Here is a 25,851-nt window from a genome sequence, read left to right on the forward strand (position 1 = left end):
ACTGAGTATTCGATCACTGCTACGCTTCCGGACCTCGGCCGGATGATCGCTAAATGATCGCCGGACGACCACATGTCATCCACATGCCACTCACTGGGGGAGAGGTCGCCCGTGGGCACAGTCGTCGACGACGCCGCCTCCGTGGAGTTCCATGCCTTCTTCGAGCGCCACTATGCCGAACTCTCGCGCCTGGCTCATCTGTTGACGGGTGAGGCGGACGCCGCCGACGATCTGGCGGCGGACGCGTTGCTGGCGCTGTGGCACCGCTGGGACCGGGTACGGGCGGCCGACCATCCGGTGGCGTACGCGCGCGGGGTCGTGGCCAACCTGGCCCGCACCAAAATCCGCAGCGCGGTCCGGGAGCGGCGGCGGATCGCCCTGTTCTGGTCGCAGCGCGAGGAGAAGACGGAGAACCCGGACATCGCGGGCGTCGTCGACGTCCAGGGGGCGTTGCGTAGACTTCCGTTCCGCAAACGCGCCTGTGTGGTGCTGCGGCACGCCTTCGACCTCTCCGAGAAGGACACCGCACTCACCCTGGGCATCTCGGTCGGTACGGTGAAGAGCCAGACCTCGAAGGGGATGGCGGAGCTGCAACGGCTGCTCGGGACGCAGGGCGCTCCACTCAAGGTGCACGCCGCGGCGATGGCGCGCACCGGGAACGCCGGAGGAAGGAACCGATGATGCGGCGGGACGTGCACGACGAACTGCGCGCCCGGCTGCACGAGGCGGCCGAGACGCACCAGCCCGACCGCGCGCGGATCCTGGCCCGGATCGAGCGCGGCATGGCGGATCCCGCCGGGCAGACCCGCGCCGTCCACCGTGCGACCCGTCCTCCGGTGTACGGCTGGTTCCGGGTGGTGAGCGCGACGGCCGCGGTGGCCGGTGTGCTCGCGGTCGGCGGTTACGCGGTGGCGTCCGCCGTGAAGGAGGACACCCCGCAGCAGACGGTGGCCACGTCGCCGACGCCCACCCCGTCGCCGGACGCGACGAGCCGCGCGCCGGTGCCGCCCGTGAACCCCACGCCGCAGAAGCCGGATCAGACGCGCGAGCCGAGCGGGTCCCTCTCGCAGCAGCCGCCCGCGACCGCCCGGCCGCCGGCCGCCAAGGGCGCGGAGGACGGCCCGCTGTGGTCGGACGGCTCGGTGGACCCGCACAGCAACGACTTCTGGGCGCAGAGCAATCTGACGCTCAAGACCAGCGAGCAACTCACCGCGCTCACCGTCCAGTTGGAGGTCGCGCAGACCGGCGGGGTCACCTCGACCGGCGCCTGGCGCTCGCTGCCCGAGGACGACTTCACGCTGACGGTCGAGGAGAAGGACGGCTTCCTCGTCTACACCTGGGTGCTCAAGGAGGGCCATACGGTCCGCGAGGGCGAGTGGGTGTTCGCGGGACAGTACGACCATGAGCGCGGCGGCCGGGACGCCAAGGACGACAGCTATGCGATGACGGCCACGGCGGGCGGCGAACAACTGTCCGTGGCGGGCGACTTCGCAGGCCACGATGCCAACTCCCCTACAGATGAAGGGGATTCGTAAAAAAATCCCGAGCACGCGGCAACCCTTCCTTCACCCGGGGGCGACCAACAGGCGCAAAGATCCCCCACGCAAGGAATCGGGTCATGACAGTACGAGCCGAACAGCACGTCAGTCACCGCCGCAAGGTCACCAAGCGACGGGCGGTGATCGCCGGAGCCTGCGCCCTGGGCATCACGGGTGCGGCGCTCGTCACGACGACCATGCTGTCCACCGCGGGCGCCGCCGCGCCCTGGCCGACGGCCAAGGGCAAGCAGGCCGTGAGCAGCACGATCAAGGTCTCCGGTACCTATGACGGTGGCTACAAGGAGTTATACGGCAGCGGCGCCCTGGGGGGCGACAGCCAGGAAGAGGGGCAGGACCCGGTCTTCCAGCTGGCGGACGGCGCCGTCCTCAAGAACGTGATCATCGGCACCCCGGCCGCCGACGGCGTGCACTGCCTGGGCAGCTGCACGCTGCAGAACGTGTGGTGGAACGACGTCGGGGAGGACGCGGCGACCTTCAAGGGCAAGTCCTCCTCGGCCGTGTACACGGTCTACGGCGGCGGCGCGAAGAACGGGTCGGACAAGGTCCTCCAGTTCAACGGCGCGGGCAAGCTGGTCGTCAGCAAGTTCCAGGTCGCCAACTCGGGCAAGCTGGTGCGCAGTTGCGGAAACTGCTCCACACAGTACAAGCGCACGATCATCATCAACGACGTCGACGTCACCGCGCCCATGAACTCCGTCGTCGGCATCAACTCCAACTACGGCGACACGGCCGCCCTGCGCAAGGTCCGCATCCACGGCGACAGCGGCAAGAAGATCAAGACCTGCACCCGCTTCGAGGGCAACAGCAGCGGCAAGGAGCCGAAGGAGCTCGGCACCGGACCGGACGGGACCTCCTGCAAGTTCTCGTCCTCCGACATCGCATACCAGTGAGTGAACGTCGAACGGCCGGCCGCGCATCACCGTGAACGACTGGGTCTCGGCCGTCCCCACAGCTCCCACACAACCCTCGACGCTTTCCCTCACCACGGGTTCCTGCCGGGGGAACAACCACACGTTCACGTTCAACGTCCCTAGTAGTGCGTGGAAGACGGAGTGGAAGACGGACACGCCCCAGTACCTGCTGACCTGAGCCCCCCTCGGTCAGCAGAACAGAACGCCCCGCCGGTGACGACCGGCGGGGCGTTCTCCCTTGTGCCGAGGGCTAGTTCATGGTCGAGCCGATGGTCGTGGAGCCCGTCGTGAGGTAGGTCGTCGCGGGCAGCGCGCCGTTCGAGCCACGGGCGCCGTACGCCGTAGTCGCGTCCTTCGACTTGAAGGACGGGGTCGCGACACCGCTGTCCCAGTTGTTCGCCGCGCTGACGGCCTGCGACCCCAGCTTGGCCAGTCCACCCTTGTTGCTCGCGGCGAGATTGCGGGCAAGGCGTGCCTTGCCGGTGGCGAAGTAGAAGCCGGACTCGGTGTTGGCGTAGGCGGTGTTGCGGTTGAGGACGATGGCCCCGGTGTTGGAGTTCTCCGTGAAGCCGTGCAGGGTGTTGTCCCAGGCCGCGTTGTTGTTGACGACGTGCGCGACGGAGGCCCCTCCGCCGCCCAGCTTGAAGCCGTTGCCGTTGCCCTCGAAGGCGGGGTCGCTCCAGCGGTTCTTGCCGTTGCCGAAGGCCCAGGTGTGCTCGATGGTGACCGGCGAGGAGAACTGCCAGAGGTCGAGCCCGTCGTCGGAGTTGTTGTACAGGCGTGCTCCGGTGATCTTGTTACCGGTTCCGGAGCCGAACTTGACGGCGATCCCGTCGGCGTTCTGACCGTGCCCGGACGGGTCGTAGTTGCCGTAACTGTCGAGGTTCTGCACGAGATTGTTCGTGGTGCCGTCGCCGCGCAGCGTGAACCCGGAGTCGCCGTTGTTCGCGGTGACGAGGTTCCTGAAGACACCGCCCACCGACGACGTGACGACGAATCCCTGGGCCGGGGAGTTGACGAAGGTGAGGTTCTGCACGGTCCAGTAGTCACCGTAGATCCCGGTCAGCCAGGAACCGTCGGGCAGCTTCGAGCCGTCGATCCTCACCTTCTCGCTGCCGTACGCCTGCAGCGTGATGCGGACCGAACTCGTGCCGTTCGCCGTGGACTTGAGTGTGGCGGTCGGCTGGTAGGTGCCGCCGCGGACCTGGATGGTCGTACCGGCGGCGGCGTTCTTGACGGCCGACTCCAGCTGAGCGGTGGTGGACACGGTGACCGTCGTCGAAGCGGCCTCGGCGCCGCCGCCCGAGAGGCCGAGGTAGACGCCGCCCGCACCCGAGGCGACGGCGATCGCCGCGGCGATGGACAGGGTACGGGTCCTGCGGTGACGGCCGGTGCTCAAACGCACGGAGCGTTCCTTTCCTGGGGAATGGGGACGAAGCGGGCCGGAGGGGCCGCCCCGGCCCGCTTCTGGCATCCGGTCGCCGCCAGGGCCGGGAAGGTTGCCGCACCCCTCGAAAGCGAGCGAAAGTTTCGGTCCCCGTCCGTCACCTGCGCACCGATTGACGCCCTGCCGCCCACCGATGACACTCCGAGGCAGCCGAACACACAGAACCCCCCACCAGAACCCCCACACTCCCACAGGATGTGTCATGCGCCCCCGCACCGCCCGCACGCTCCTGGCCCCGTTGATCCCCCTCCTCGCCCTCCTGCTCGGCCTGCTGGCCGCACCCCCCAGTACCGCGAACCCCGGAGCACCACCCGTGACACAGCCCGTGCGCCAGGCCAAGTACGCCGGCTACCTCTTCGCCTACTTCACCGGCGAGGGCACCGCCGACGGCGAGCAGATCCGCTACGCCCTCAGCCGGGGCAACGACGCGCTGCACTGGCGGGAGCTCAACGCCGGCAAGCCGGTCCTCACCTCCACGATCGGCGAGAAGGGCCTGCGCGACCCGTTCGTGATCCGCTCCCCCGAGGGCGACAAGTTCTACATGATCGCCACCGACCTGCGGATGTACCGGAACAGCAGCGGCAGTTGGGACCAGGTCCAGCGGCACGGCAGCAAGTCGATCATGGTCTGGGAGTCCACCGACCTGGTCCACTGGACCGACCAGCGCCTGGTGAGGGTCTCCCCCGACAACGCGGGCAACACCTGGGCGCCGGAGGCGTACTGGGACGACAGCCTCGGTGAGTTCGTCGTCTTCTGGGCGTCGAAGCTGTACGCCGACGACGACCCCGACCACACCGGATCGACGTACAACAAGATGCTGTACGCGACGACGAAGGACTTCCGCACCTTCAGCGCGCCGAAGGTCTGGGACGACCCCGGCTACTCAGTCATCGACTCGACCGTGGTGAAGCACAAGGACACCTACTACCGCTACACCAAGGACGAGCGGGACCCCAGCTCCTCCAGCCCCTGCTCGAAGTTCATCACCGCGGAGAAGTCGACGAGCCTGACGGACACGTCGTACGACTTCGTCGCCGACTGCGTCGGCAGCGGCGCGATGGACCGGGGCGAGGGCCCGACGGTGTTCAAGTCGAACACCGAGGAGAAGTGGTATCTGTTCATCGACGAGTACGGCGGCCGCGGCTACGTCCCCTTCGAGACCACCGACCTCGACTCGGGCAAGTGGACCCCGTCCACCGACTACCAGCTGCCCGCCAGCCCCCGGCACGGCACGGTGATACCGGTGACGCAGGCGGAGTACGACCGGCTGCTGGCCGCGTACCCCGCGAGCCCGGCCTCGGTCGTGGACGCGACCGCGCAGGACCAGAAGGGGTACGCGATCGTCACGCAGAGCGCCGCGAAGGTCGTACTCCCCATGCGGCCGGACGCGGACCTGTCCCGCCTCGCCCCGAAGCTGTCGATCGGTGAGGGCGCCACGGTCAGCCCGCGCTCCGGCACCCGGCGCGACTTCCGCAAGCCGCAGAAGTACACGGTGACCGCCGCCGACGGCACGCAGCGCACCTGGACGGTCGAAGCGGTGCGCACCAACAGTCCCACCCTGCCCGGCCTCAACGCCGACCCGGACGTGCACTACCTCGACGGCGAGTACTGGATCTACCCGACGACGGACGGCTTCCAGGGCTGGAGCGGGACCCAATTCAAGGCGTACTCGTCGAAGGACCTGGTCCACTGGAAGGACCACGGGGTCATCCTGGATCTCGGTCCGGACGTCTCCTGGGCCGACAAGTACGCCTGGGCGCCCGCGATCGCCGAGCGCGACGGCAAGTACTACTTCTACTTCTGCGCCGAGCAGCAGATCGGCGTGGCGGTGGCCGACTCCCCGGCCGGCCCGTTCAAGGATGCGCTGGGCAAGCCGCTGGTCGCCAAGGGCGGTTCGCTGCAAGGCCAGATGATCGACCCGGCCGTCTTCACGGACGACGACGGGACGTCGTATCTCTACTGGGGCAACGGGCACGGGTACGTGGTCCCGCTGAACGACGACATGGTGTCGTACGACGCGTCGAAGGTGCAGGACATCACGCCCGACAACTTCCGCGAGGGCTCCTTCGTGATCAAGCGGAAGGGCACGTACTACTTCATGTGGTCCGAGGACGACACCCGCAGCGAGAACTACCACGTCGCCTACGCGACGGGACCGTCCCCGCTCGGCCCGTGGACCAAGCGGGGCACGATCCTGCAGAAGCGTCCCGAGTACGGGATCCTCGGCACCGGCCACCACTCGGTGGTCAACGCCCCCGGCACCGACGACTGGTACGTCGTCTACCACCGGTTCGCCCTGAACGGCCCCGGAAGGCCGGGCGGCGACGGCATGCACCGCGAGACGACCGTCGACCGGATGCGGTTCGCGGCCGACGGCACGATCGAGCCGGTGGTGCCGACGCTGGAGGGGATCAGGCCCGTACGGCGGTGAGGCTCAGCTGACGAAGTACGTCGGGTTCGGCAGCTTGTACGTCTCGTCCGCGTAGCCGCCTTCGAGGTCGCTGTACTGGTCGCCGAAGTTGGCGATGATCTCGTAGCCGAGGTCGTCCTCGATGTGCTGCCGGGTGCCGGACTTGTACTGCACGGTCGTGCAGTTCCAGGTGCCCGGCGTGGCGCACTCGGCGAGGTAGGCCGGCGGGTTCGCCTTGTCCTTGAGGAACATGTGGTCGGCGTCGAGGTTCACCTCGGCGCCGATCTTCTTCAGGTTCTCGACGGCGGCGGACCGCTGCGCCTCGCTCAGGCCCGAGTTGTAGAAGACCTCGACGCCCTTGGACTCGGCGTACCGGACCAGCTCCGGGCTGCCGAAGACGGCCGGGCGGTCCGCCTTGTTGACGTACTCGGCCCAAGTGGCGCTGTTGTACGTGTAGTTGGTCTTCTTCTCGTAGTCGAGGCTGAGCAGCAGCGTGTCGTCGATGTCGAAGACGACGGCCGGCTTCTCGCCCTTGTGCAGCGCCTTGCGGGCCGCCTTGTCGATGTACTTCCGGGCGGCCTTGTCGATGCGCGCCAGGTCCTTGGCGTAGGGGCTGTCCTTGGACGCCTGGTAGACGCCGTTCGCGTCGGGCGTGGTGCCGTAGTAGGTGTCTATGTCCTTGACCAGCAGCCCTATGTTGTAGGGCTCGTGGGTGCTGTTCGCGGTCGACTGGCCGGCCGTGGCGGCGCCGGCGCCGTACAGGGCGGCACCGGCGACGGCACAGGCGGCGGTGACGGCCGCGATACGCAGTGGTTTATGCATGACAAAGATTTCTACGCGCGTCACCCGCATGAGCGCGAGACCCGTTGCCCGATCTTTACCTGTCTCACGGACGAACGGGTCTCGCGCTTCCCCGGGCAGGTCAGTCCATCGTCGCCCCGATGGTCGTGCTGCCCGTGGTCAGGAAGGTCGTCACCGGCAGCGAGCCGTTGGACTGCCGGGCGTTGTAGGTGGTCGAGGCGTCGGTGGAGCGGAAGGCCGGTGTCGAGATGCCGGAGTCCCAGTTGTTGCCGGCCGAGACCACCGACGAGCCCTTGTTCACCTGGCCGCCGCCGTTGCTCACGGCGAGGTTCTTGCCGAGCCGGGCCGCGCCGGTGGCGAAGTAGTAGCCCCACTTGGCGTTGGCGTAGGCGGTGGTGCGGTTGATGACGATCGCGCCCTTGTTGCTGTTCTCGGTGAAGCCGTTGCCGGCGTTGTCCCAGGCGGCGGAGTTGTTGATGACGTGGGCCACGGTCTCGCCGTCGCCGCCCAGCTTGTAGCCGTTGCCGTCGCCCGCGAAGGCGGAGTCGGACCAGCGGTTCTTGCCGTTGCCGAAGGCCCACGTGTGCTCGACGGTGACCGGGGAGGAGAAGGACCAGAAGTCCAGACCGTCGTCCGAGTTGTTGTAGAGGCGGGCGCCGGTGATCAGGTTCCCGGTGCCGGAGCCGAACTTCACGGCGATGCCGTCGGCGTTCTCGCCGTGATTGGCGGCGTCGTAGTGGCCGTAGGAGTCGATGTTCCTGACCGTGTTGTTGACGGTCCCGTCGCCGGTGAGCGTGAAGCCGGAGTCGCCGCCGTTGATGGTCTTGATGTTGTTCCAGTTGGTCCCGGTGCAGGACTGGCAGACGACCGCGCTGTCCGGGGAGTTCTGGAAGGTGATGTTGGAGACGTTCCAGTAGTCGGCGGTCAGCTTGAAGATCCAGGAGCCGGAGGGCAGCGACGACCCGGCGATCTTGACGGTCTCCGAGCCGTACGCGGTGAGTGTGATCGGCGAGGAGGAGGTGCCGTTGGCCGTGGACTGGAGCGTGGCCGTCGGGTAGTACGTGCCGCCGCGGACCTGGATGACGGTGCCGGCGGTGGCGTTCTTGATGGCGTTGGACAGGTCGGTGGAGTTGCTGACGACCACGGTCGCGGCCTGGGCCTGGGTGGGGAGGACGGCCAGGCCGGCGCCCAGGGTGAGGGCCGCTGTGGCGGCGAGTGCGGTACGACGAGACATGGAGAGCGGGTCCCTTCTCGTGCGGGTGCTCGTGCGGGTGGGGGGATGGTTCACGTGCACAGGACGGTGTCGAGCCATGCGAAGACCTCGTCCTGCATGCGGTCGACGAAGACATGGCCGAGGTCGGGCCAGGTCTTCAGGTGCAACCGCTCCTCGGCGTGGCGGGAGCGCCAGACGGCGCGCAGCTTGTCGTACGCCACGCGGACGCCGTCGGCGGGGAACAGCGGGTCGAGCCCGCCGTCGAAGAAGAGCATCGGCCTGGGTGCGGCGATGCTCGCCACGTCGGGGAAGTCGAGGAACCGGGGAAGCCCGGGGTGGAGCATGTAGTACGAGGACTGCCCGCGCAGGGTGTTGTTGCCGGGCACCATCATTTCCTTCAGGCCGGTCATCCAGCAGACGGCGGCGGTGGCCGTGACCGCGTCGGTCAGCGCGGCGGTCTGCCAGGCGCGGTAGGCGCCCATCGAGAACCCGACGGCCGCGACCCGGCGTGCGTCCACCCGGTCGAGGTCCGCCAGGAATTCGGCGGCTCGGGCGTCTTCGCGGGCCATGAGTCCGGCGAGTGAGGAGCCGAGGTGGTAGAGGTTGGAGGCCAGGGCCTGCTGCTCGGCGTAGGCGAGGGGCCCGCGGTCGCCCCAGCCGAGGGCGTCCGCGCACAGGACGACATAGCCGCGCCGGGCGAGCTCGTCGCCGACGAACCGCCCGCTGAAGTACCGGTCCGCCCAGGCCTGCGCGGAGGCGAGCCGGGTGTCGTCGTACCAGGGCCGGACGAGCTTCTCCTTGCCGATGTCGAACCTGGCCCCGTGGTCGTGGAGCAGGAGGACGGCGGGGAAGGGCCCGGGTCCCTGCGGGGTGAGGAGGGCAGCGCGGACGCGTTCGTGGCGACTGAGGGAGAGGGTGACCAACTCCCTTGTGTATCCGTCGCCTTGAGGGCCTGCGGTGAACTGCGGTGCGTACGGCGTGCCGTCCTGGCGGTCGACGAGGAGGTGCTCCTCGACCTTGGCGCGGGCGGCGCGCCGCCAGGCCCGGAAGTCGCGGATCGGTGAGGTGCCCCAGGCGAGCGGGAAGTTCAGCTCGGCCTTGAGGGCCTGGTGGAAGTCGGGGAGGTTACCGCCGACGAGGTCGGCCGCCTCGGCATTCCCGGTTCCCGCCGCGAGGGCCACGGCGGCGGCTCCGGTCACGAACGTCCGGCGTCCCATCGCGTCAGGCATGCGGCCTCCCCGCGCCGGCCTGGGTCAGGACGTAGTGCTCGACCGCCGCCCGGGACATCAGCGGCCGGTACGCGTACACGTCGCCCGGGTGCCAGCCGACGTCGTCGGTGAGCCCGAGGCCGCCGGCCACCGCGTTCAGCCGGGCCGGGCGGCCGTTGAACCAGGAGCCGGTGTCGTGGAAGTGCTCGCCTCCGTAGGCGGCGACGGCGAGGGACGGCTCACCCCGCGGGTAGCTGAAGACATTGCGCTCCGAGAAGATCGCGGACTCCACCCCGACACCGAGCGCGTAGAGGGTGTCCGTGGCCCTCCCCCGGTACACGTTGTTGACGACGTGCACCTGCCCGAAGCGGACGCGGGGCCCGCGCTGCACGATGTCGGTGAACAGGTTCCGCGCGAAGGTCACCTTGAGGTGTCCGCGGTCGCGGTCGCCGCGTCCGTCGCCCGAACCGATGAGGAGCGCCTTGTCGTGGTCGTCGAAGCGGCTGTCGGAGACGGTGACGAAGTCGGAGCCGTCCTCGATGTCCAGCAGCCCGTCGTGCCGCTGCACGTGCTCGCCGTGGAAGCCGAGCGGCGCCTCGCGGTCCGGGAAGCGGCCGTCGGTGAAGGTGCAGTGGTCGATCCAGAGGTGCTTGCCGGTGATGACGGTCAGCGCGTCGAAGCGGGCGTTCCAGTTGCCCTGTGCGCCGTCGTCCGGCGACCAGCTGGTGAAGTGGTCGACGGGGGCTTCGAGATGCAGGTTCCGCACGACGATGTTCGTGCCGGTGTTGACGGTCAGGAAGACCCCGAGGAGCCGGGCGTCGTCGCCGGCCCCGACGAGCGTGGTGTTGCTCGGCACGGTCAGCTGGATCTGCGCCTTCTCCTTGTTCGACCCGGTCTGGCGGAGCTGACGCTGCTGCTTGCAGTAGTCGTAGCGGGTGTCGGACCACTCGGCCCCGTCCTCACCGAAGCAGGACATGTACTTGGCGAGGTCGTATCCGGGCGCGTAGTCCTGCTCGCCGAGCAGCGAACCGTCGGCCGCCTCATGGCCACTGACGTCGCCGACGACCCGGATCACCTTGGGCGCACCGGGGTCGCCGTGGTTGCCGAGGGCCTCCTTGAGCTCGGCGCGGGTGTGCACCGTCCAGGTGGTGCCGCCCGCCCCGCCGGTGGTGCCGGGGCCGGTGGCGGCCCAGCCGACGGGGCCGCGCTGTTCGGCGGCGACGGCCCCGGGCGCCCAGAGCAGGCACGCACCGGCGAGAAGGACGGCGGCGGCCCTACGCACCGGGCCGCCAGTCGCCGAGATACGTCCGCTTGGTGTGCGCCTCGGCTTCCGCCGCGGTCAGTTGAGGCCGGTTCTCCGGAATCGAGATGACAGCGCCCGGCCCGGAGTTGCGGTACTCCCGGAACCGCATGGTCTGCCAGGGATACTGCTCCCGCATGTTGGTGTAGGGCGCGACGGGATCGATGCCGGGCCCGATCCGGGTGTCCCGCACGACGAGGGACGGCCAGGCGGTCGTCTCGTACGTCGGCACCCACGGCCGGGCCAGCTTGTACGCCGCGTCCTGGGCACCGGAGGTGATGCGGGAGCGGACGGCGAGGATGCCGCGGGGGTTGGCGCGGGCGGTGGACGGGGCGAAGACCATGCCCTTGGGGGTGAAGTCGACGTCCCGCTGCAGCGTGTGGAAGTGGCACTCCTCGAAGACGGCGGTCGCCCGGCCGAAGACGAAATCGACGTCGCCCTCGATGTAGCAACGGTGGAAATACTGCCGGTCGAAGGCGGTCAGCGCGCTCGTCTCGACGAACAGCGTGTCCTGGTGGGCCAGCAGCCGGACGTTCTCGAAGTGGGTGCGGTCGCCGTACGTGTACGCCGCCACCGCCTGGGTGCCGGTGATGTCGGGGTGGTCGGCGCGCAGCCAGTCGTTGGCGAGGGTCAGGTCGCGGACGGTGAGGCCGGGGGCGGCCGAGGTGAAGGTGGCGGAGCCCGCGGTGCCGTACGTTCCCGAGCCGTCGGGCTTCTGCGTGCCGTTCGCGTTGTTGTAGACGATGACGGCGTCGCGCGGGTCGCAGGAGGCACCGCGCAGGGTCAACTCCGCCTTGTCGGCCGGCACATCGACGACCTCGCGGTACGTCCCCGGGTGCACGACGATCGTCCAGCCGGGCCCGTCCACCGCGTCCACGGCCGCCTGGACGGAGTCGCCGGGGCGCACGTGCAGGACACGGCGGGGCCCGGCGGCGAGGGCAGGGGTGGCCCCGGCGGCGACCAGGCCCATTCCGGCCGCGAGAAGAGTGCGCCTGCGCATCTCAGCACGCCTCCTTCCACGGCTGCCAGTCGCCGAGGTAGGCCGCGCGGGTCGCCGACTCGGCCTGTTCGTCGGTGAGTTGGGGCCGGTTCTCGGGGACGGTGATGACTGAGCCGGGGCCGGTGTTGCGGTACTCGGCGAAGCGCTGGCTCTGCCAGGGGAAGGCGTCGGACATGTTGGTGTAGGGCGCGACCGCGTCGATGCCGGCCCCGAGGTGGGTGTCCCGGACGACGAGGGACGGGCGGGCGGTGGTGTCGGAGCTGGGCACCCAGGGGCGGGCCAGCTTGTAGGAGGCGTCCGGGGCCTCGCTGGTGACACGGCTCCTGGTCACCAGGTACCCGAGCGGGTTGGCGCCCGCCGTCGAGGGCGCGAAGACGAAGCCGTACGGAGCCGACGTCAGGTCGGTCCGGTTCAGGGTCCGGAAGTGGCAGTGCTCGTACACCGCGGTGGCCCGCCCGAAGACGAAGTCGACGTCGCCCTCGACATAGCAGTGCGAGAAGTACTGGCGGGCGAAGACGGCCAGGGCCATCGAGTCGGCGTACAGGGTGTCCTGGTGGCCGAGGAACCGGCAGTGGTGGAACGCGGACCGGTCGCCCTGCACCTTGATGGCGACCGCCTGGGTGCCGGAGATCTCGGGGTGATCGGCGCGCAGCCAGTCGTTGGCGAAGGTGATGTGGCGGGCCGTGAATCCCGCGGCCTGCACGGTGGTGGTGGCGGATCCGGTGGTGCCGTAGGTTCCGCCGCCCGGCTTGGGGGTACCGGCGGCGTTGTCGTAGACGATGACGACGTCACGCGGGTCGTCGCCGGCGCCGAGCCAGGTCATCTCCGTGCGGGTCACGTCGACGGCGACGGTCTCCCGGTACGTCCCCGGGGCGATGACCAGCGTCCAGCCGCTGCCGGTCGTGGCGGTCACGGCGGCTCGGACGGAGGTGAAGTCGCCCTGGCCGGACGCGTCGACGTACAGGGTCTGTGCGGTCAGGCGGGCGGCCGGTGAACCGTACCGGCCGAAGGGGTGCGGTCGGGCGCCGACGGCTCGGGCGGGGACCGACGCGAGCGCGAGGGCGGTGCCGGCTCCGGCGCTCGCCAGCAGGAACCCCCGTCTGGACAGGGGGAGTTGGCGGTGGGGCGAGGGCATGCGGGTGCTCCTTCGCGGTGCGGCTCTTCGGGGATGTTGCGGGGGACTACCTCGCCGTGGGGGGTGGTGGGGCCGGGGCGGCGTGCCCCGGCCCGGTGCGGGTGGGCCGGGTCAGCGCAGGTGGCCGGCGCCCGCGCAGTGGTTGAGGATCCCCGGCAGCGCCTTGGGGTTGTCGACCTTCGTGCGCAGGGTCGGCTTCCACCCGGCGCCGGACTGGAGGGTCTCCGCGGGGATCTCGGCGTTGTGGACCGCGATGAGATCCGTCAGTTTGCCGTTGACGTAGTTGTTCTCGGCGGTCAGCGGCGACTCCTTCCACTTCTTCAGCACCTTGCCGACGCTCGCGCCGGCCGGCAGCGTGATGGCGTTGTCGCTGGCGTAGAGCTGCGAGGAGATGCCGATACCGAAGATGTAGTAGTCGTCCTTCTGCTCCTCGGTCACCACGTAGTGGTTGTTGTAGACGTCGACCTGTCCGAACCGCACCCGCGGGGACCGCTGGAGGATCCCGTCGAAGCGGTTGTGGTGCATGGTGACCTTGAGCTTGCCGGAGTCGATGGCGGCGAGGCCGTCGCCGTTGCCGATCAGCATGTTCTTGTCGTGGTCCTGGAAGCGGTTCCAGGACACGGTCACGTAGTTGGAGCCGCGCACGATGTCCGTCAGCCCGTCGTGCTGCTGGAAGACCTTGCCGAAGTAGACCGGCCGCTCGCTGTCGGGGTAGCGCCCGTCGGTGAACGTGTTGTGGTCGAGCCACACGTGGTCGGTGCCGTAGACGACCACGGCGTCGTACTCGGAGTTCCAGGCACCGGTGGCGTTGTCGTCGGTCGGGTCCCACTTCGGGAAGCAGTCGAGCGGGGCCTCGATGGTGAGGTTGCGCAGGATGACGTTCGAGACGCCCTTGATCTGGAGGCTGCCGCCGAGGATGCCGGAGTTCTTGCCGACGCCGACGATGGTGGTGTTGCTGGGGATGTTGGCCTTGATCTCCGTGTCCTGCTTGGCGGCGGAGGCGACCCGCGCGTCCTCCTGCGGACCCATGGCGACCTTGTCGTTGCCGTAGACGGCCGGGTCGTAGTCCTTGAGGTACTGCTGGAGGTCGTACCCGTCGGTGACGAAGGCCTCGCAGCCCTGGGAGACGGCGTCGATCATGCCCTTGACCTGGATGATCTTCGGCGCGTCGCCCCCGTCCTTGAGCGCGGCCTTGAACTCGGCCCAGGTGGTGACGGTGTAGACGTGCTCGGCATCGGCGGCCGACCCCCCGGTCGTACCGGCACCTTCCGAGCCCCAGCCGTCGCCCGCGCCGAGGACCTGGCGGCCGAGGTCACGGGGGCCCGCCTGGGCACTGGTGCCGGTGAGACCGAGGACGAGCGCGGTGCAGCCGATCAGCACAGCTGCCTTCGTCGTGGCATGCCCATGCCATACCTGTGGGTTCATTGTGCGGCTCTCTCTTCTGCGGTCGGGGTGGTTACGCGGCGGCCTGCGGCCAGGTGACCCAGGACTCCGGGATCTCCTCGTCGAGCCGGCGCACGTCCTGCGGGGCCAGCACGCGGGTGCGCAGCAGTTCCCGCGCCACGAGACGCGCCACGGCGATGGCGCCGGGCGGATTGAAGTGCGTGTTGTCCTGCTCGGTGGCGGTCCAGTTGAAGTGCGTCTTGGTCCCTTCGACCCCGAGCTGCTGCCACAGCGCGAGGGACAGGGCCTGGATGTCGAGCAACGTGACGCGCTCCTCCTGAGCGAGCGCACGCATCGCTGCCGGATAGTCGCCGTGGGTCGGCAGGGCCTTGCCGCCGGCGTCGAACTTCCGGCGTTCGACGGCGGTGGCGAGGACGGGCCGGGCACCCCGGGCGCGGGCGCCGTCAATGTAGAGGCGCAGGTAGTCCTGGTACGTCGTCCAGGGCTCGGTGTACCGGGTGGGGTCGGTGGCCTTCTCGTCGTTGTGGGCGAACTGGATGAGAAGGAAGTCGCCCGGCCGGATGGCCCCGAGGATGACGTCGAGCCGGCCTTCGTCGACGAAGCTCTTCGAACTGCGCCCGTTCACCGCGTGGTTGGAAACGGTCCGGTCCTTGTGCAGAAAGAAGGGGAGCGCCATGCCCCACCCGGTCTCGGGGGCGGCGTCGGCGTATTTCTGGGCAGCGGTGGAATCACCGGCGATGTAGAGGGTGCGAGTGCGGCGGCCGGAGCCGGCGTGAGCGGTACCGGTGGCCGCGAGAGCGAGCGGGACGGCGGCCATGGCCGCCAGGCTTACCTGTCTGCGGGTGAGCGACACGGGGAAGTGCCTTTCTCAACAGGGCTGATGGGTGAGTCGTTCAGGGGTGCCTTCAAACGTGGGGGGGGGATTGCGACGCCCCAGGGGCGCGGGGAACTGCGCGACCAGCCACACACAACCCGCAGCCGGCCGCGCACAGGACCACCCGAGCTCTTAGCCGTTCCTTTCCTTCCACTCGGTCTGAGCCTCATTGAGCTGGTCGGCCATCGTGTCCAGGAACTCCTTGGCGCTCATGTCCCCGTTGAGCACCTTCTGGAAGTTCGGCTCGTTGTCGGCCTTGGAGATGGAGTTCCAGTCGGGCAGGTAGTACGGCAGCTGCACGATCGTGGTCGACCCGTCGTTCAGGGCCTGCGCCGCGAGCTTGGTCGGCTCGGCCTTGGAGATCCAGGCGTCCTTAGCGGCCTCCGTGTTGGACGGGATGGCGCCGGCCGATTCGTTCCACTTGGAGTTCGACTCGTGCGAGGCGGCGAACTCGATGAACTTCCAGGCGGCTTCCTTGTTCTTGGAGCTCTTGAACAGGCCGAGACCGTCGACCGGGTTGGAGACCTGGACCCGCTTGCCGTCCGGACCCGTGGGCTGCGGGATACCGCGGAAATTCTCGACCCCGAGCGCCTTGACGTGGTCCTGGTAGGAGCCGAGGTTGTGGTTCAGCATCCCGATGGTGCCGGAGTCCCACTGGGCGACCATCTTGGTGAAGTCGTTGTTCAGGTCGGCGGCCGGGGTGACCTTCTTGTAGAGGGCCGCGTACTTCTCCAGCGCCTCGACGTTCTTCGGGTCGTTGACGGTCGTCTTCTCACCGCCGGCGTCCCAGAAGGACGTGATGCCGGACTGTCCGTACATGGCGTCCAGCGCCTGGGCGATGGAGCCGGCGCCGCCGCGGATGGTGTAACCGAACTCGTTCTTCTTGGCGTCGGTGAGCTTCTCCGCGGCCTCGTAGAACTTGTCCCAGGTCGCGGGCTCGTCCAGACCCGCCTTCTTGAACAGGTCGGTGCGGTAGTACAGGACACCGTTGTTCGCGGAGGTCGGAGCCGAGTACAGCTTGTCGTCACCGCCGCCCGCGGCCTTCATCGACGTCAGCATGTCCTCGTTGAGCTTGCCGTTCAGCGAGGACTTGGCGAGCCGGTCGTCCAGCGGCTCCAGCGCGCTCTGCGCGACGAACCCGGCGAGCATCGCCGCGCCGACGCCGCCGACGTCCGGCAGGCCGCCGCCCTGGATGGCGGTGTCCACCTTGGACTGGTAGTCGGTCGACGGGATCCCGACGTACTCGACCTTGATGTCCGGGTTCGCCTTCTGGAAGTCGGCGATGACCTCCTTCCAGATGTCGGTGCGGACACCGCCGTTGTTGTCCCAGAAGACGATCTCTCCCGTGCCGCTGCCCTCGTCGCCCGAGTCGCCGCTCGTGCCGCTGTCACCACAGGCGGTGGCGGTCAGGGCGAGGACGGAACCCAGAGCGACGGCCACGGCGGCGCGCCTGCTTCTGTGGATGCTGATCTTCATTGCTCGGCTCTCTTCTTCTGGATCCAGCGGAGATATGCAGTTGTGGGGGTCTCAGTGGCGCGCGTACGGCGCCCAGCCGTCCGTGCCCCGGAGGTAGTGCGCGATGGTGTGCCTGCTCGCGTCGGCGGCGCTCATCTGCGGCCGGTCCGCGGTCACCTCGGATCCCGGGCCGAAGTTCCGGTACTCCGCGAACCGCGCGTCCTTCCACGAGAACCCGCTCATGTCGGTCCAGGGGGAGGACTTGATCGCGGCGGGCAACCAGGTGTCGCGGATCAGCACCTGTGCGACGGCGTTCGGCTCCCCGCCCGGATGCCACGGCCGCCCCAGGTGGAAGCTCCCGGGCGGTGCGTCGCTCACGATCTGCGAGTCGGTGATCAGGAACCCGTACGGGTTGCCGGTCCAGGTCGAAGCGGCCGTGATGTACCCGTTGTTGGTGTCCGAGCCCCGGCTCAGCGCGCGGATGACGGACCGCTCAATGACGGTGGTCGCCCGCCCGTACACGAAGTCGACGTCGCCCTCGATGTAGGAGTCGCGGATGTAGACCCGGTTGATCACGTCCAGCTTGGGGCTGTCGGTCATGAGGGTGTCCTGGTTGCCCAGGAAGGAGGTGTTCTCGAAGACGATCCGGTCCCCGGTCGTCTTCATCGCCAGCGCCTGCTCGCCCTTCAGCTCGACCGCGGCCTCGTCGAAGTCGTTGTTGAAGGTGAGGTTGCGGACGGTGACGTCGTGCGCGGCGATCCTGACGGTGGCGCTCCCCGTCGACCCTCCGTACTCGGCGGGCGTGTCGTAGACGATCACAGTGTCGGACCGGTCGCGCCCGGTTCCCTTGAGCACGATGTTCGGCTTGGCCGCGGGGATGAACACCTTCTCGCGATACGTCCCCGGCGCCACCGCGATGGTGACCGGCACGGCGTTGCCGTCGGGCACGGCGTCCACGGCGGCCTGCACGCTCGGGTAGTCGGCCGGGACGTGCAGGGTCGTGCCGATCCGCTGCTGCGGTCCGGAGAACCTCTTCACCAACGCCGGTACGGCGGCGGCCGGATCGAGCCGGTAGTCGTAGAACTCCCGCGGATCGAAGGCCGTCCCCCACGCGTCCTGACGTCCGCTGACGTTCTTCAGGATCGAGCCGCGCTGCACCAACTCGGCGGTGGCGTCGGCCTGGTAGGGGTGCTGGACTCCGTCGTAGTAGCTGTTCTCGATGACCATCCTGGTCCGTCCGCGCGACCAGTTCCCGTACGTCCACGTCGGGTCGCCGTCGGCCACCTGCGCCGAGAGGTAGTTGTTGTAGAGATGGGCGTAGGCGCAGTTGTCGGCGGACGGGTTGCGTTGCTTGGTTCCCGTGAACCAGTTGTGGTCGATCGTGATCTCCGTCTGGACGTTGGTGGTCCAGCCGATCCCGAACGCCTTGTTGTGGCTGGTGAACTGGTTGGAGGAGACGGTGATGTACCGGCTGTCCTTGCGGATGTCGAGCAGTCCGTCGCCCATGTGCGTGAGGCGGTTGTGGTCGATCCAGACGTGGTCGACGGTGTCCATCTGGATGGCGTCGAAGTCGGTCGTCTTGCCGTCCCAGTCGCCCTCGACATAGGAGTCGCGGATCGTCAGGTTGCGGATGATGACGTTGCTCGTGCCGGGGTTGAGGTGCAGCTCGCCGTGGACGATCTCGCCGGTGTCGCCGACGCCGACGAGGGTCTTGTTCGAGGTCACGACGATGTCCGAGCCGAAGGGCGCGACGGCGATCGCCCCCGACACCCGGATGACGTACGGCTCTTCGGCCGCCGCGTACTTCGCGAGCGAGGCCTGGTCGGTGACGGTCACGACCTTGCCGCCCGCGCCCCCGGTGGTCCCGCCGGCCAGCGAGGCGAAGCCGTGCGGCTGATCGGTCCAGCGATCAGCGGACGTGACAGTCGGGGCGGTCGAGGCGGTCAGGGCGGTCGGAGCAGGGCTCACGGCCTGTGCCTCGCCGACCGCCCCGAGGCACAGGGCGGCCACCAGGCCGAGCACGGCGGCCACGACCCTGCCGTACCCCGGTCTCGGCAAGCGCTTGCTATGGAGGTGCGTCATTGCGGCTCCCAACAGGCGTACGGGTGGGTTACAAGGAGGTGATCCGGAACTGCGTGAAGCTCGCCGCGCCGGCGTGTCCCGAGCCGGTGGGCGTGAGGGCGAACAGGCCGAGCAGGGCGCCGACCCAGCGCCAGGGGGTGGCCGCGAAGACCGGGCCGGACGGGCGCGGGCCCTCCCCGATGTCGTAGTGGAAGCGACAGCGCGCCCCCGCCCCGATCTCGATCCGCAGCCGCACCCGCCCCTCAGGCGCGAGCCGCGCGTGTGCGGCATCCCGTTCCTTCTCCGCGACGGCCTCGGCGAACCGGTGCACCACGTGCACCTCTGCGTCCGTGCCCCGCTGGAGCCCGATCCAGCCGAACGCGTCCCCGAGCACCGCGAGCCCCGCCCGCGCCCCCGGCTCCTCGCTGTCCAGCCGCAGCTCGACCTCCACCGCGCACGGCGTGCCGGGCAGCCGCTGCGTGAGCACGTTCGGCAGTTTGCGCAGGTCGTGGGCGTCAGCCGAGCGGACGCAGGCCAGCTTCAGGCCGTCGCCGGAGTGCTGGGTGGCCCAGCCGTCCTGCGGAGTGGCGGTCCAGGACCACTGGCGGCCGAAGCGTCCGCCGGGGAAGTCGTCGTCGGTGGCGGGCGCGGCGGGCGGCTGCGGCGGCAGGTCGGGGGTGCGGTGTACGGCGACGGGGGCGCCGTCGTCGCCCAGCACCGGCCAGCCGTCGGTGCCCCAGCGCATCGGCTGGAGGTGGACGACCCTGCCGTACGCGCCCCGCTGCTGGAAGTGCAGGAACCAGTCCTCACCGGAGGGGGTGCGCACCCAGCCGCCCTGGTGCGGCCCGTTGACGTCGGTGTCCTTCTGTTCGAGGACGATCTTCTCCTCGTACGGCCCGAAGAACTCGCGCGAGCGGAAGGCGCCCTGCCAGCCCGTCTCCACTCCCCCGGCGGGCGCCAGGATCCAGAACCAGCCGTCGTGCCGGTAGAGCTTCGGGCCTTCGAGGGTGAACCAGCCCGGGATCCGGTCACCGTCGACGATCAGCTTGCCCTCGTCGAGGAGCTCGGTGCCGTCTGGGTGCATACGGTGGCCGGTGACGCGGTTCTTCACCCCCGACCGGGACTTGGCCCAGGCGTGCACGAGGTAGGCCTCGCCACGCTCGTCGTCCCACAGAGGGCAGGGGTCGATCAGGCCCTTGCCCTCCTTGACCAGGTGCGGGCGGGTCCAAGGGCCGCGGATCTCGGGGGCGTTGACCTGGAAGATGCCCTGGTCGGGGTCGCCCCAGAAGATCCAGAAGCGGTCGTCGTGGTGCCGGAGGGAAGGGGCCCAGACTCCGCAGTCGTGCCGCGGTGCCGCGAACTCCTGCGCCGGTTCGAGGTGGTCGACGGCGTGGCCGACCAGGGTCCAGTTGACCAGGTCGCGGGAGTGCAGGAGGGGCAGGCCCGGGGCGCGGCCGAAGCTGGAGGCGGTGAGGTAGAAGTCGTCGCCGACGCGGACGACGTCCGGGTCGGACCAGTCGGCGTTCAGGACGGGGTTGCGATACACGTCGGCCGTCACGGGCTCACCGCCTTGCGGACCAGGGCAGCCGCTTCGAGCCGGCTGATACGGCCGTCGGCGACGACGGTGACGATCCGGCGGACGGCGGTCTCGCCGGGCGGGATCGGCAGCCGTTCCTCGGCGGCGAGGGAGGAGCCGACGCCGGGATACTCCCCGGCGCGCACGAACCACGGATCCCGGCGGGTCTGTTCGGTGGCCCCGGCGAAGACCAGGGTCCAGGTGGAGCCCGCGAGAGCCACCCAGGGGGCGCGGGTGCCGTGCACCTCTTGCTCGCCCTCGCGGTCGACGGTGAACACCTCCGGCGCCACCGCCTCCTTGCGGGCCCGCCAGAAGAAGCCGCCGTACGCCGCGCCGGGGCGGCCGTTGGTGGCGGGGCTGCCGATCGACAGCGGGCCGGAGGTGACGTTGGTCAGGGAGAAGGTGAAGTCCAACGCCCAGGCGAAAACGGTGAGTTCGGTGGTCGCGACCGTACGGCGCTCGCGCAGCAGCTCGGCCCCCGCCGCCACCCACCGCAGTTCCTCGACGAAGCCGTCGGGATCGCGCAGCTGGAAGGCGGTGTGGCGCTGGGCGCCGTGGTTGTCGAGCTCGGTCGGGCCCTGGTCGCGGACGTAGGTGCGTCCGCCCCAGAAGTTGTGCCCCTCGACGTCGGGAACGGCGACACCGACGCCGAGGTGGTGGATGTGGTCGGCGGGGCTGAGTTCGGTGACCGCCGTGCCGGCCAGGGTGGTGACGGGGTGCAGATACGGGCGTGGGGAGAGCCGGGCCGGGAGTTCGGGCCGGGTGACGTACCGGCCGACCGGTCGGCTCGCGACGCGCAGCACCGCGGTGTCGTGGGGGGTCATCAGGTGCTCACCTCTTTCGTTCGTGCCGGAAGGGCCCAGGGGGCGCCCAGCTCGGAGTAGAGGGCGAGGGTGTCGGCGGCGGCCGCGACGAGGCCGTCGATGCCGGGCACGACCCGGCGCTGCTCGTCGGGGAGCAGCTGCCAGGCCTCGTCCGGCAGCGGGGCCGGGTCGGGGGCCCGTCGAATCGCTTCAACGACCTTCATGAAGGCGCCGGTCGCCTCGGGCGTGACCAGCAGGTCGGCGCCGTCGGTGAGGTGCTCGACGAGGTTCTCCAGCAGGTCGGTGCGGCCGTACTCGTACTCCTCGGGGCCGTGGTTCGCGCGCTGGAGCAGGACGCGGTCCTGCTTGTACCAGAAGGTGATCCGGCCGTGTTCGCCGTGGACGACGACGTACGGATCGTCGGGGTCCTCGGCGCACAGGGTCGCGGCGACGACGACCTCGGGGCCGTGCGCGGTGGTGACGCGGACGCAGGAGGTGTCGTCGGACTCGATGTCGTTGGCGCGCAGCAGCTCGGTCTCGATGGCGGTGACGTCCTCCGCGTGGGTCGTGCCACCCAGCGCGAGGGCGGTGGCGACGGCGTGCGCGAGCGGGTTGGTCAGCACGCCGTCGATCACGTCGACGCCGTTCAGCCGCCGCTTGCCCGCCCAGGGAGCCCGCCGGTAGTACGCCTCGGGGCGCGCCCAGGCACCGGCACCGCCGATCCCGACGATCTCGCCGACGGCGCCCTCGGCCATCAGCGTCCGGACCGCGGGCACCGCTCGCGAGCCCAGCGACTGGAAGCCGATCTGGCAGACGACCCCGGCCTCGGCGACCCCGTCGGCCATGCGCCGGAACTCGGCGTACGACGGGGCGGGCGGCTTCTCCAGCAGGATGTGCACACCCCTGCGCGCGGCCGTCAACGCCAGGTCGGTGTGGGTCGGGATCGGCGTGCAGATCACCGCGACGCTCGCGCCGGTGGAGTCGAGGAGGGCACCGAAGTCGGCGGACTGCTCGGGCGTCCCCAGGCCGGCCGGGAGCTCGTCCTCGCTCAGCGGGGTCAGCTCGCAGATCCCCGCCAGCCGGACGATCCCCTTGTCCTGGAGCCGGCGGATGTTGTCGAGGTGCCAGCGGCCGTGGCCGCGCGCGCCCGCCAGGACGATGGGTACGGCCGTGCTCATGGGATCCTCCCTGCGCCCGCGCCGCGTGCCACCTCACGGTCGGCCGTGGCGGCGCTGTCGATCTTTGTGTGCAGGGTAGGTGTCCAGCCGACGTCGGCCGTGAGATCACGCTCGCTGCCGGAGTTGTACGCGTTGTGGATGGCGAGCAGGTCCACCGGATAGCCGTTGAACAGGGTGCCGGACTGGTGGAAAGCGGTGCCGTTCCAGCTCTTGACCAGGTCGGCGGCCTCGACATGTCCGGGCGTGGTGAAGGCGTTGTTCTCGGCGTGGATGCCGGACTCGGTCGACACGCCGATGGAGTAGCGGTAGTCGTGGGCGTCGGCCGGGACGACGTACCGGTTGTTGTAGAGGTGCACCTGCCCGAAGCGGACGCGGGGCGCGCGCTGGACGACGGACTCGAACTCGTTGTGGTGCAGCGTGACCCGCAGCCTGCCCCGGTCGCCGGTGGCCGTGTCGCCGTTGCCGATGAGGATCGCCTTGTCGTGGTCGGCGAACCGGCTCCAGGAGACGGTGACCAGGTCGGAGGCGTTGGTGATGTCCAGCAGGCCGTCGTGGCGGAGGTAGTTGCGGCCGAAGTAGGTGGGTTCCTTCTCGTCCGGGTGGCCCTTGTCGCTGAGGGTCACATGGTCGACCCAGACGTGGGTGGCGCCGCGCAGCCAGATGTTGTCGTACGCCGTCTTCCAGTCACCGAGGCCGCCGGTGTTGGGCTGCCAGACCGGGAAGCAGTCGTAGGCGTCCCGGAGTTCGAGGTTGCGGACGATGACGTTTTCGGCGCCTTCGAGCTGGAGGCTCGCGCCCTTGAGGACCGCGCTGTCGCCGAGTCCGACGATGGTGGTGTGGGAGCCGACGGCCAGCTCGATCCGCTCGGCCTGCTTGGCGGCCGATGCCTGGCGGGCCTCCTCCTGCGGGCCGCTGGGCTTGGCGGAGCCCCAGGTGCGGGGGTCGTAGGCGGCCAGGTACTTCTTGGTGCTGTAGCCGTCGGTGGCGTAGTCGGCGCAGTCCAGGTGGTCGCCGTCGTCGTCGGTGTTGGCGTCGATCGTCCCCGCGATCCTGATGATCTTCGGGGTGGCGCTGCCGCCGTCGAGGGCGCGGACGAGCCCGGCCCGGTCGGTGACGGTGTACACGTGCGCGTCGTCGGCGGCGGCGCCTCCGGTGGTGCCTTCCCCCTCGGAGGCCCAGCCGTCGTTCGCGGGCAGGGTGTCGCGGCTGACGTCCCGGGCCTCGGCGTGGGCCGGGACGCACAGGAGTCCCAACAAGGCGCCGACAACAGCAATCTGACGTCCTCTCATACCGACACCACCCCCCCACGCCGACCGGCGAACAACCACTTCGGAGCGCCCACGGCCCGCCGAGCGGCCACGCGGACCTCGCGACCGGTCGAGCCCACCCCCGTGCGGGCTCGACCGTCGTCCGCGGGCAGGCTGCTGCGACTGATTTCCCGGGCCCCGGCGCGGGCCAGGACGCACAGCAGTTCCAACAAGGCGCCCACAACAGCAATCTGACGCGCCCTCATACCGACACCACCTCCGCACGCCGACCGGCGAACAACCACTTCGGAGCACCCACGGCCCGCCGAGCGGCCACGCGGACCTCGCGACCGGTCGAGCCCACCCCCGTGCGGGCTCGACCGTCGTCCGCGGGCAGGGCGCATGTCACGGTGATCCGACGGAGCCTCATCCCTTCACCGCCCCCGCGCTGAAGCCCGTGATCAGCCACTTCTGGATGAAGGCGAACACGAGCACGACGGGTACGGCCGCGATGATGCCGCCCGCGGCGAGCGCGCCCAGGTCCACGCTGTCCGCGCCCATCAGGGTGTTGAGGCCGACCGGGATGGTCTGCTTCTCCGGGTTGTTGAGGAACATCAGGGCGAACAGGAAGTGGTTCCAGGAGTGCACGAAGGCGAAGGAGCCGACGGCGATCAGACCGGGGCGCAGCAGCGGCAGGACGACGATCCTGAAGGCCATCATCCGGTTGCAGCCGTCGACCCAGGCCGCCTCCTCCAGGGAGTACGGCACGTTCTTGATGAAGTTGCTGATCAGGATCATCGACAGCGGCAACTGGAAGACCGTCTCCGCGATGATGACGCTGCCCAGCGAGTTGATCATCTGCAGCTCGGCGAAGGTCTCGAACAGCGGCACCAGGAGCAGCGCGCCCGGCACGAACTGGGAGCAGAGCAGGGCGAGCATGAAGGCGCGCTTGACCTTGAAGTTGAAGCGCGCGAGGGCGTAGCCACCGGCCAGGGCGACGAGGGTCGTCATCAGCAGGGTGGCGACGCCGACCAGCACGCTGTTCTGGAAGTAGGTGCCGAAGCTCCGCTCCGTCCAGACCTTCTCGAAGTGGTCGAAGGTCATCGGCCAGGGCACGAGCGAGGTCGAGCCGGCCGGGCGCAGCGAGAAGAGCAGGATCCAGTAGAAGGGGATCAGGGTGAAGAGCAGGTAGATCGACAGCGGAAGGTAGATCTGCCAGCGCGGGACCTCGTCCCAGGAATGGTTCTTCTTCGACGGACGCGGCGGTTCGGGGGCGGCACGCATGGGGGCGGGCGCGGCCTTGGTGGCTTCCTTGACGCTCACTTGTCCTCACCTCCGAACTTGCTCAGCCGCAGATAGACCATCGAGCAGAAGAGCAGGATCACGAACGCGACCGTGGTCAGGGCGGACGCGTAGCCGAAGTTGTGCGCGTCGACGCTGGTGTTGGCGATGTAAAGCGGCAGGGTCGTGGTGACTCCCGCCGGGCCGCCGCCGGTCAGCGTGTAGAGCAGGTCGACGTTGTTGAACTCCCACACCGCGCGCAGCAGCGTGGACAGGACGATGGCGTCCTTCAGATGGGGCAGCGTGATGTGCCAGAACTGCTTGATCCGGCTGGCCCCGTCGACCTCGGCGGCCTCGTACAGGTCCTTCGAGACGGACTGGAGGTCGGCGAGGATGAGAATCGCGAAGAAGGGCACGCCGCGCCACAGGTCGGCGACGATCGCCGCCGGGAACACGGTGGAGGTGTCCGACAGCCAGCTGGTGCCGTAGGAGCCGATGCCCACGTCCGCGAGGTAACGGGTGATGCCCGTCTGGGAGTTGTAGAGGAGCACCCAGATCGCCGAGGTCAGCACGCCGGAGACGGCCCACGGCGAGAACACGAGCGCCCGGCCCAGCGCCCGTCCCGCGAACGTCTGGTTGACGATCAGCGCAAGAGCGAGCCCGAACAGCAGTTGCAGCCCGACCTCCACGACGACCCACTTGGCGCTGAAGACGAGCGTGTCCCAGAACAGCGGGTCGTCGGTGAAGGCGTGGACGAAGTTGTCGAGGCCCGTGAAGCCGTTCCGCCACGGCTTGGTGGGGTTGTACTCCTGCAGGCTGTAGTAGAAGACGCTGATGACCGGGTAGGCGATGAAGCCCAGCATGAGCAGGGCCGCCGGGGCGATCAGCAGATACGGGAGCCTGCGCGGCGTGGCGGAGGCACGGCGTCGCCGGGGTGGCGCGGGCGGTTTCGCCACGGCTGCGGCTTGGGCCATGACTGTTCTCCGTT

At 69.3% G+C, this 25,851-nt stretch carries 21 protein-coding genes and 1 pseudogene; 5 read left to right on the forward strand and 17 right to left on the reverse strand.

The annotated features are described in order from the left end of the window. Window positions 1-111 precede the first annotated feature (111 nt). The 4 genes and pseudogenes from PBV52_RS10395 to PBV52_RS10410 form a co-directional block, all read left to right on the forward strand. On the forward strand, window positions 112-681 hold the full coding sequence (locus tag PBV52_RS10395) for a SigE family RNA polymerase sigma factor (RefSeq protein ID WP_274238021.1): 570 nt from the start codon (window positions 112-114) through the stop codon (window positions 679-681). Continuing rightward, a complete protein-coding gene (locus PBV52_RS10400; RefSeq protein ID WP_274238022.1) occupies window positions 678-1,535 on the forward strand; it encodes an anti-sigma factor in 858 nt (285 codons plus the stop codon). The genes PBV52_RS10395 and PBV52_RS10400 overlap by 4 nt, the downstream gene beginning before the upstream one ends. A gap of 83 nt (window positions 1,536-1,618) precedes the next feature. Further along, window positions 1,619-2,449 carry a pectate lyase gene (locus PBV52_RS10405; RefSeq protein ID WP_274238023.1) on the forward strand — a complete coding sequence of 277 codons (831 nt, stop codon included), beginning with the start codon at window positions 1,619-1,621 and terminating at the stop codon, window positions 2,447-2,449. A 7-nt stretch (window positions 2,450-2,456) separates the two neighbouring features. Then, window positions 2,457-2,612 (forward strand): annotated as a pseudogene (locus tag PBV52_RS10410) (polysaccharide lyase family protein); the annotation flags it as partial. 108 nt (window positions 2,613-2,720) lie between these two features. Here the strand turns inward: PBV52_RS10410 and PBV52_RS10415 are convergent. Further along, window positions 2,721-3,875, reverse strand: a complete 1,155-nt coding sequence (locus PBV52_RS10415; RefSeq protein WP_274238024.1) for a right-handed parallel beta-helix repeat-containing protein — start codon at window positions 3,873-3,875, stop codon at window positions 2,721-2,723. A 244-nt stretch (window positions 3,876-4,119) separates the two neighbouring features. On the opposite strand from PBV52_RS10415, the gene PBV52_RS10420 reads away from it, so the two are divergent. Next, window positions 4,120-6,348 carry a family 43 glycosylhydrolase gene (locus PBV52_RS10420; RefSeq protein ID WP_274238025.1) on the forward strand — a complete coding sequence of 743 codons (2,229 nt, stop codon included), beginning with the start codon at window positions 4,120-4,122 and terminating at the stop codon, window positions 6,346-6,348. 3 nt (window positions 6,349-6,351) lie between these two features. Here PBV52_RS10420 and PBV52_RS10425 read toward each other — a convergent pair whose 3' ends face one another. From PBV52_RS10425 to PBV52_RS10500, 16 genes are all read right to left on the reverse strand, one after another. Next, window positions 6,352-7,149: an HAD family acid phosphatase gene (locus tag PBV52_RS10425; RefSeq protein WP_274238026.1), complete on the reverse strand. Its 798-nt coding sequence runs from the start codon at window positions 7,147-7,149 to the stop codon at window positions 6,352-6,354. Window positions 7,150-7,249: 100 nt separating this feature from the next. Further along, window positions 7,250-8,362: a chondroitinase-B domain-containing protein gene (locus tag PBV52_RS10430; protein WP_274238027.1), complete on the reverse strand. Its 1,113-nt coding sequence runs from the start codon at window positions 8,360-8,362 to the stop codon at window positions 7,250-7,252. A gap of 50 nt (window positions 8,363-8,412) precedes the next feature. Then, a complete protein-coding gene (locus tag PBV52_RS10435) occupies window positions 8,413-9,570 on the reverse strand; it encodes a dienelactone hydrolase family protein (protein WP_274238028.1) in 1,158 nt (385 codons plus the stop codon). After that, window positions 9,563-10,831 carry a polysaccharide lyase family 1 protein gene (locus tag PBV52_RS10440; protein ID WP_274238029.1) on the reverse strand — a complete coding sequence of 423 codons (1,269 nt, stop codon included), beginning with the start codon at window positions 10,829-10,831 and terminating at the stop codon, window positions 9,563-9,565. The genes PBV52_RS10435 and PBV52_RS10440 overlap by 8 nt, the downstream gene beginning before the upstream one ends. Next, the gene (locus PBV52_RS10445; RefSeq protein WP_274238030.1) at window positions 10,824-11,849 is read right to left on the reverse strand and encodes a pectinesterase family protein; all 1,026 of its coding nucleotides are present in this window, start codon (window positions 11,847-11,849) and stop codon (window positions 10,824-10,826) included. Before PBV52_RS10445 ends, PBV52_RS10440 begins: the two co-directional genes overlap by 8 nt. A 1-nt stretch (window position 11,850) precedes the next feature. Then, window positions 11,851-12,984, reverse strand: coding sequence for a pectinesterase family protein (locus tag PBV52_RS10450; protein WP_274238031.1), 1,134 nt, complete (start codon window positions 12,982-12,984; stop codon window positions 11,851-11,853). Window positions 12,985-13,095: 111 nt separating this feature from the next. Next, window positions 13,096-14,409, reverse strand: coding sequence for a polysaccharide lyase family 1 protein (locus PBV52_RS10455; protein ID WP_274238032.1), 1,314 nt, complete (start codon window positions 14,407-14,409; stop codon window positions 13,096-13,098). A 31-nt stretch (window positions 14,410-14,440) separates the two neighbouring features. Next, a complete protein-coding gene (locus tag PBV52_RS10460; RefSeq protein ID WP_274238033.1) occupies window positions 14,441-15,241 on the reverse strand; it encodes a rhamnogalacturonan acetylesterase in 801 nt (266 codons plus the stop codon). 153 nt (window positions 15,242-15,394) lie between these two features. Then, on the reverse strand, window positions 15,395-16,738 hold the full coding sequence (locus PBV52_RS10465) for a sugar ABC transporter substrate-binding protein (protein ID WP_274238034.1): 1,344 nt from the start codon (window positions 16,736-16,738) through the stop codon (window positions 15,395-15,397). Window positions 16,739-16,789: 51 nt separating this feature from the next. Further along, a complete protein-coding gene (locus PBV52_RS10470; protein WP_274238035.1) occupies window positions 16,790-18,799 on the reverse strand; it encodes a pectinesterase family protein in 2,010 nt (669 codons plus the stop codon). Window positions 18,800-18,827: 28 nt separating this feature from the next. Continuing rightward, window positions 18,828-20,336 carry a glycoside hydrolase 43 family protein gene (locus PBV52_RS10475; protein WP_274238036.1) on the reverse strand — a complete coding sequence of 503 codons (1,509 nt, stop codon included), beginning with the start codon at window positions 20,334-20,336 and terminating at the stop codon, window positions 18,828-18,830. Beyond that, entirely contained in the window at window positions 20,333-21,178 is an 846-nt protein-coding gene (locus PBV52_RS10480) for a PmoA family protein (protein WP_274238037.1), read from the reverse strand. Before PBV52_RS10480 ends, PBV52_RS10475 begins: the two co-directional genes overlap by 4 nt. Continuing rightward, the gene (locus PBV52_RS10485) at window positions 21,178-22,335 is read right to left on the reverse strand and encodes a Gfo/Idh/MocA family protein (RefSeq protein WP_274238038.1); all 1,158 of its coding nucleotides are present in this window, start codon (window positions 22,333-22,335) and stop codon (window positions 21,178-21,180) included. Before PBV52_RS10485 ends, PBV52_RS10480 begins: the two co-directional genes overlap by 1 nt. After that, window positions 22,332-23,624 carry a polysaccharide lyase family 1 protein gene (locus PBV52_RS10490; RefSeq protein WP_274238039.1) on the reverse strand — a complete coding sequence of 431 codons (1,293 nt, stop codon included), beginning with the start codon at window positions 23,622-23,624 and terminating at the stop codon, window positions 22,332-22,334. Before PBV52_RS10490 ends, PBV52_RS10485 begins: the two co-directional genes overlap by 4 nt. A 384-nt stretch (window positions 23,625-24,008) precedes the next feature. Beyond that, a complete protein-coding gene (locus PBV52_RS10495) occupies window positions 24,009-24,905 on the reverse strand; it encodes a carbohydrate ABC transporter permease (protein WP_274238040.1) in 897 nt (298 codons plus the stop codon). Continuing rightward, entirely contained in the window at window positions 24,902-25,837 is a 936-nt protein-coding gene (locus tag PBV52_RS10500; RefSeq protein ID WP_274238041.1) for a carbohydrate ABC transporter permease, read from the reverse strand. The genes PBV52_RS10495 and PBV52_RS10500 overlap by 4 nt, the downstream gene beginning before the upstream one ends. Window positions 25,838-25,851: the final 14 nt, after the last annotated feature.

This window comes from Streptomyces sp. T12, from assembly GCF_028736035.1.
Classification (GTDB): domain Bacteria; phylum Actinomycetota; class Actinomycetes; order Streptomycetales; family Streptomycetaceae; genus Streptomyces.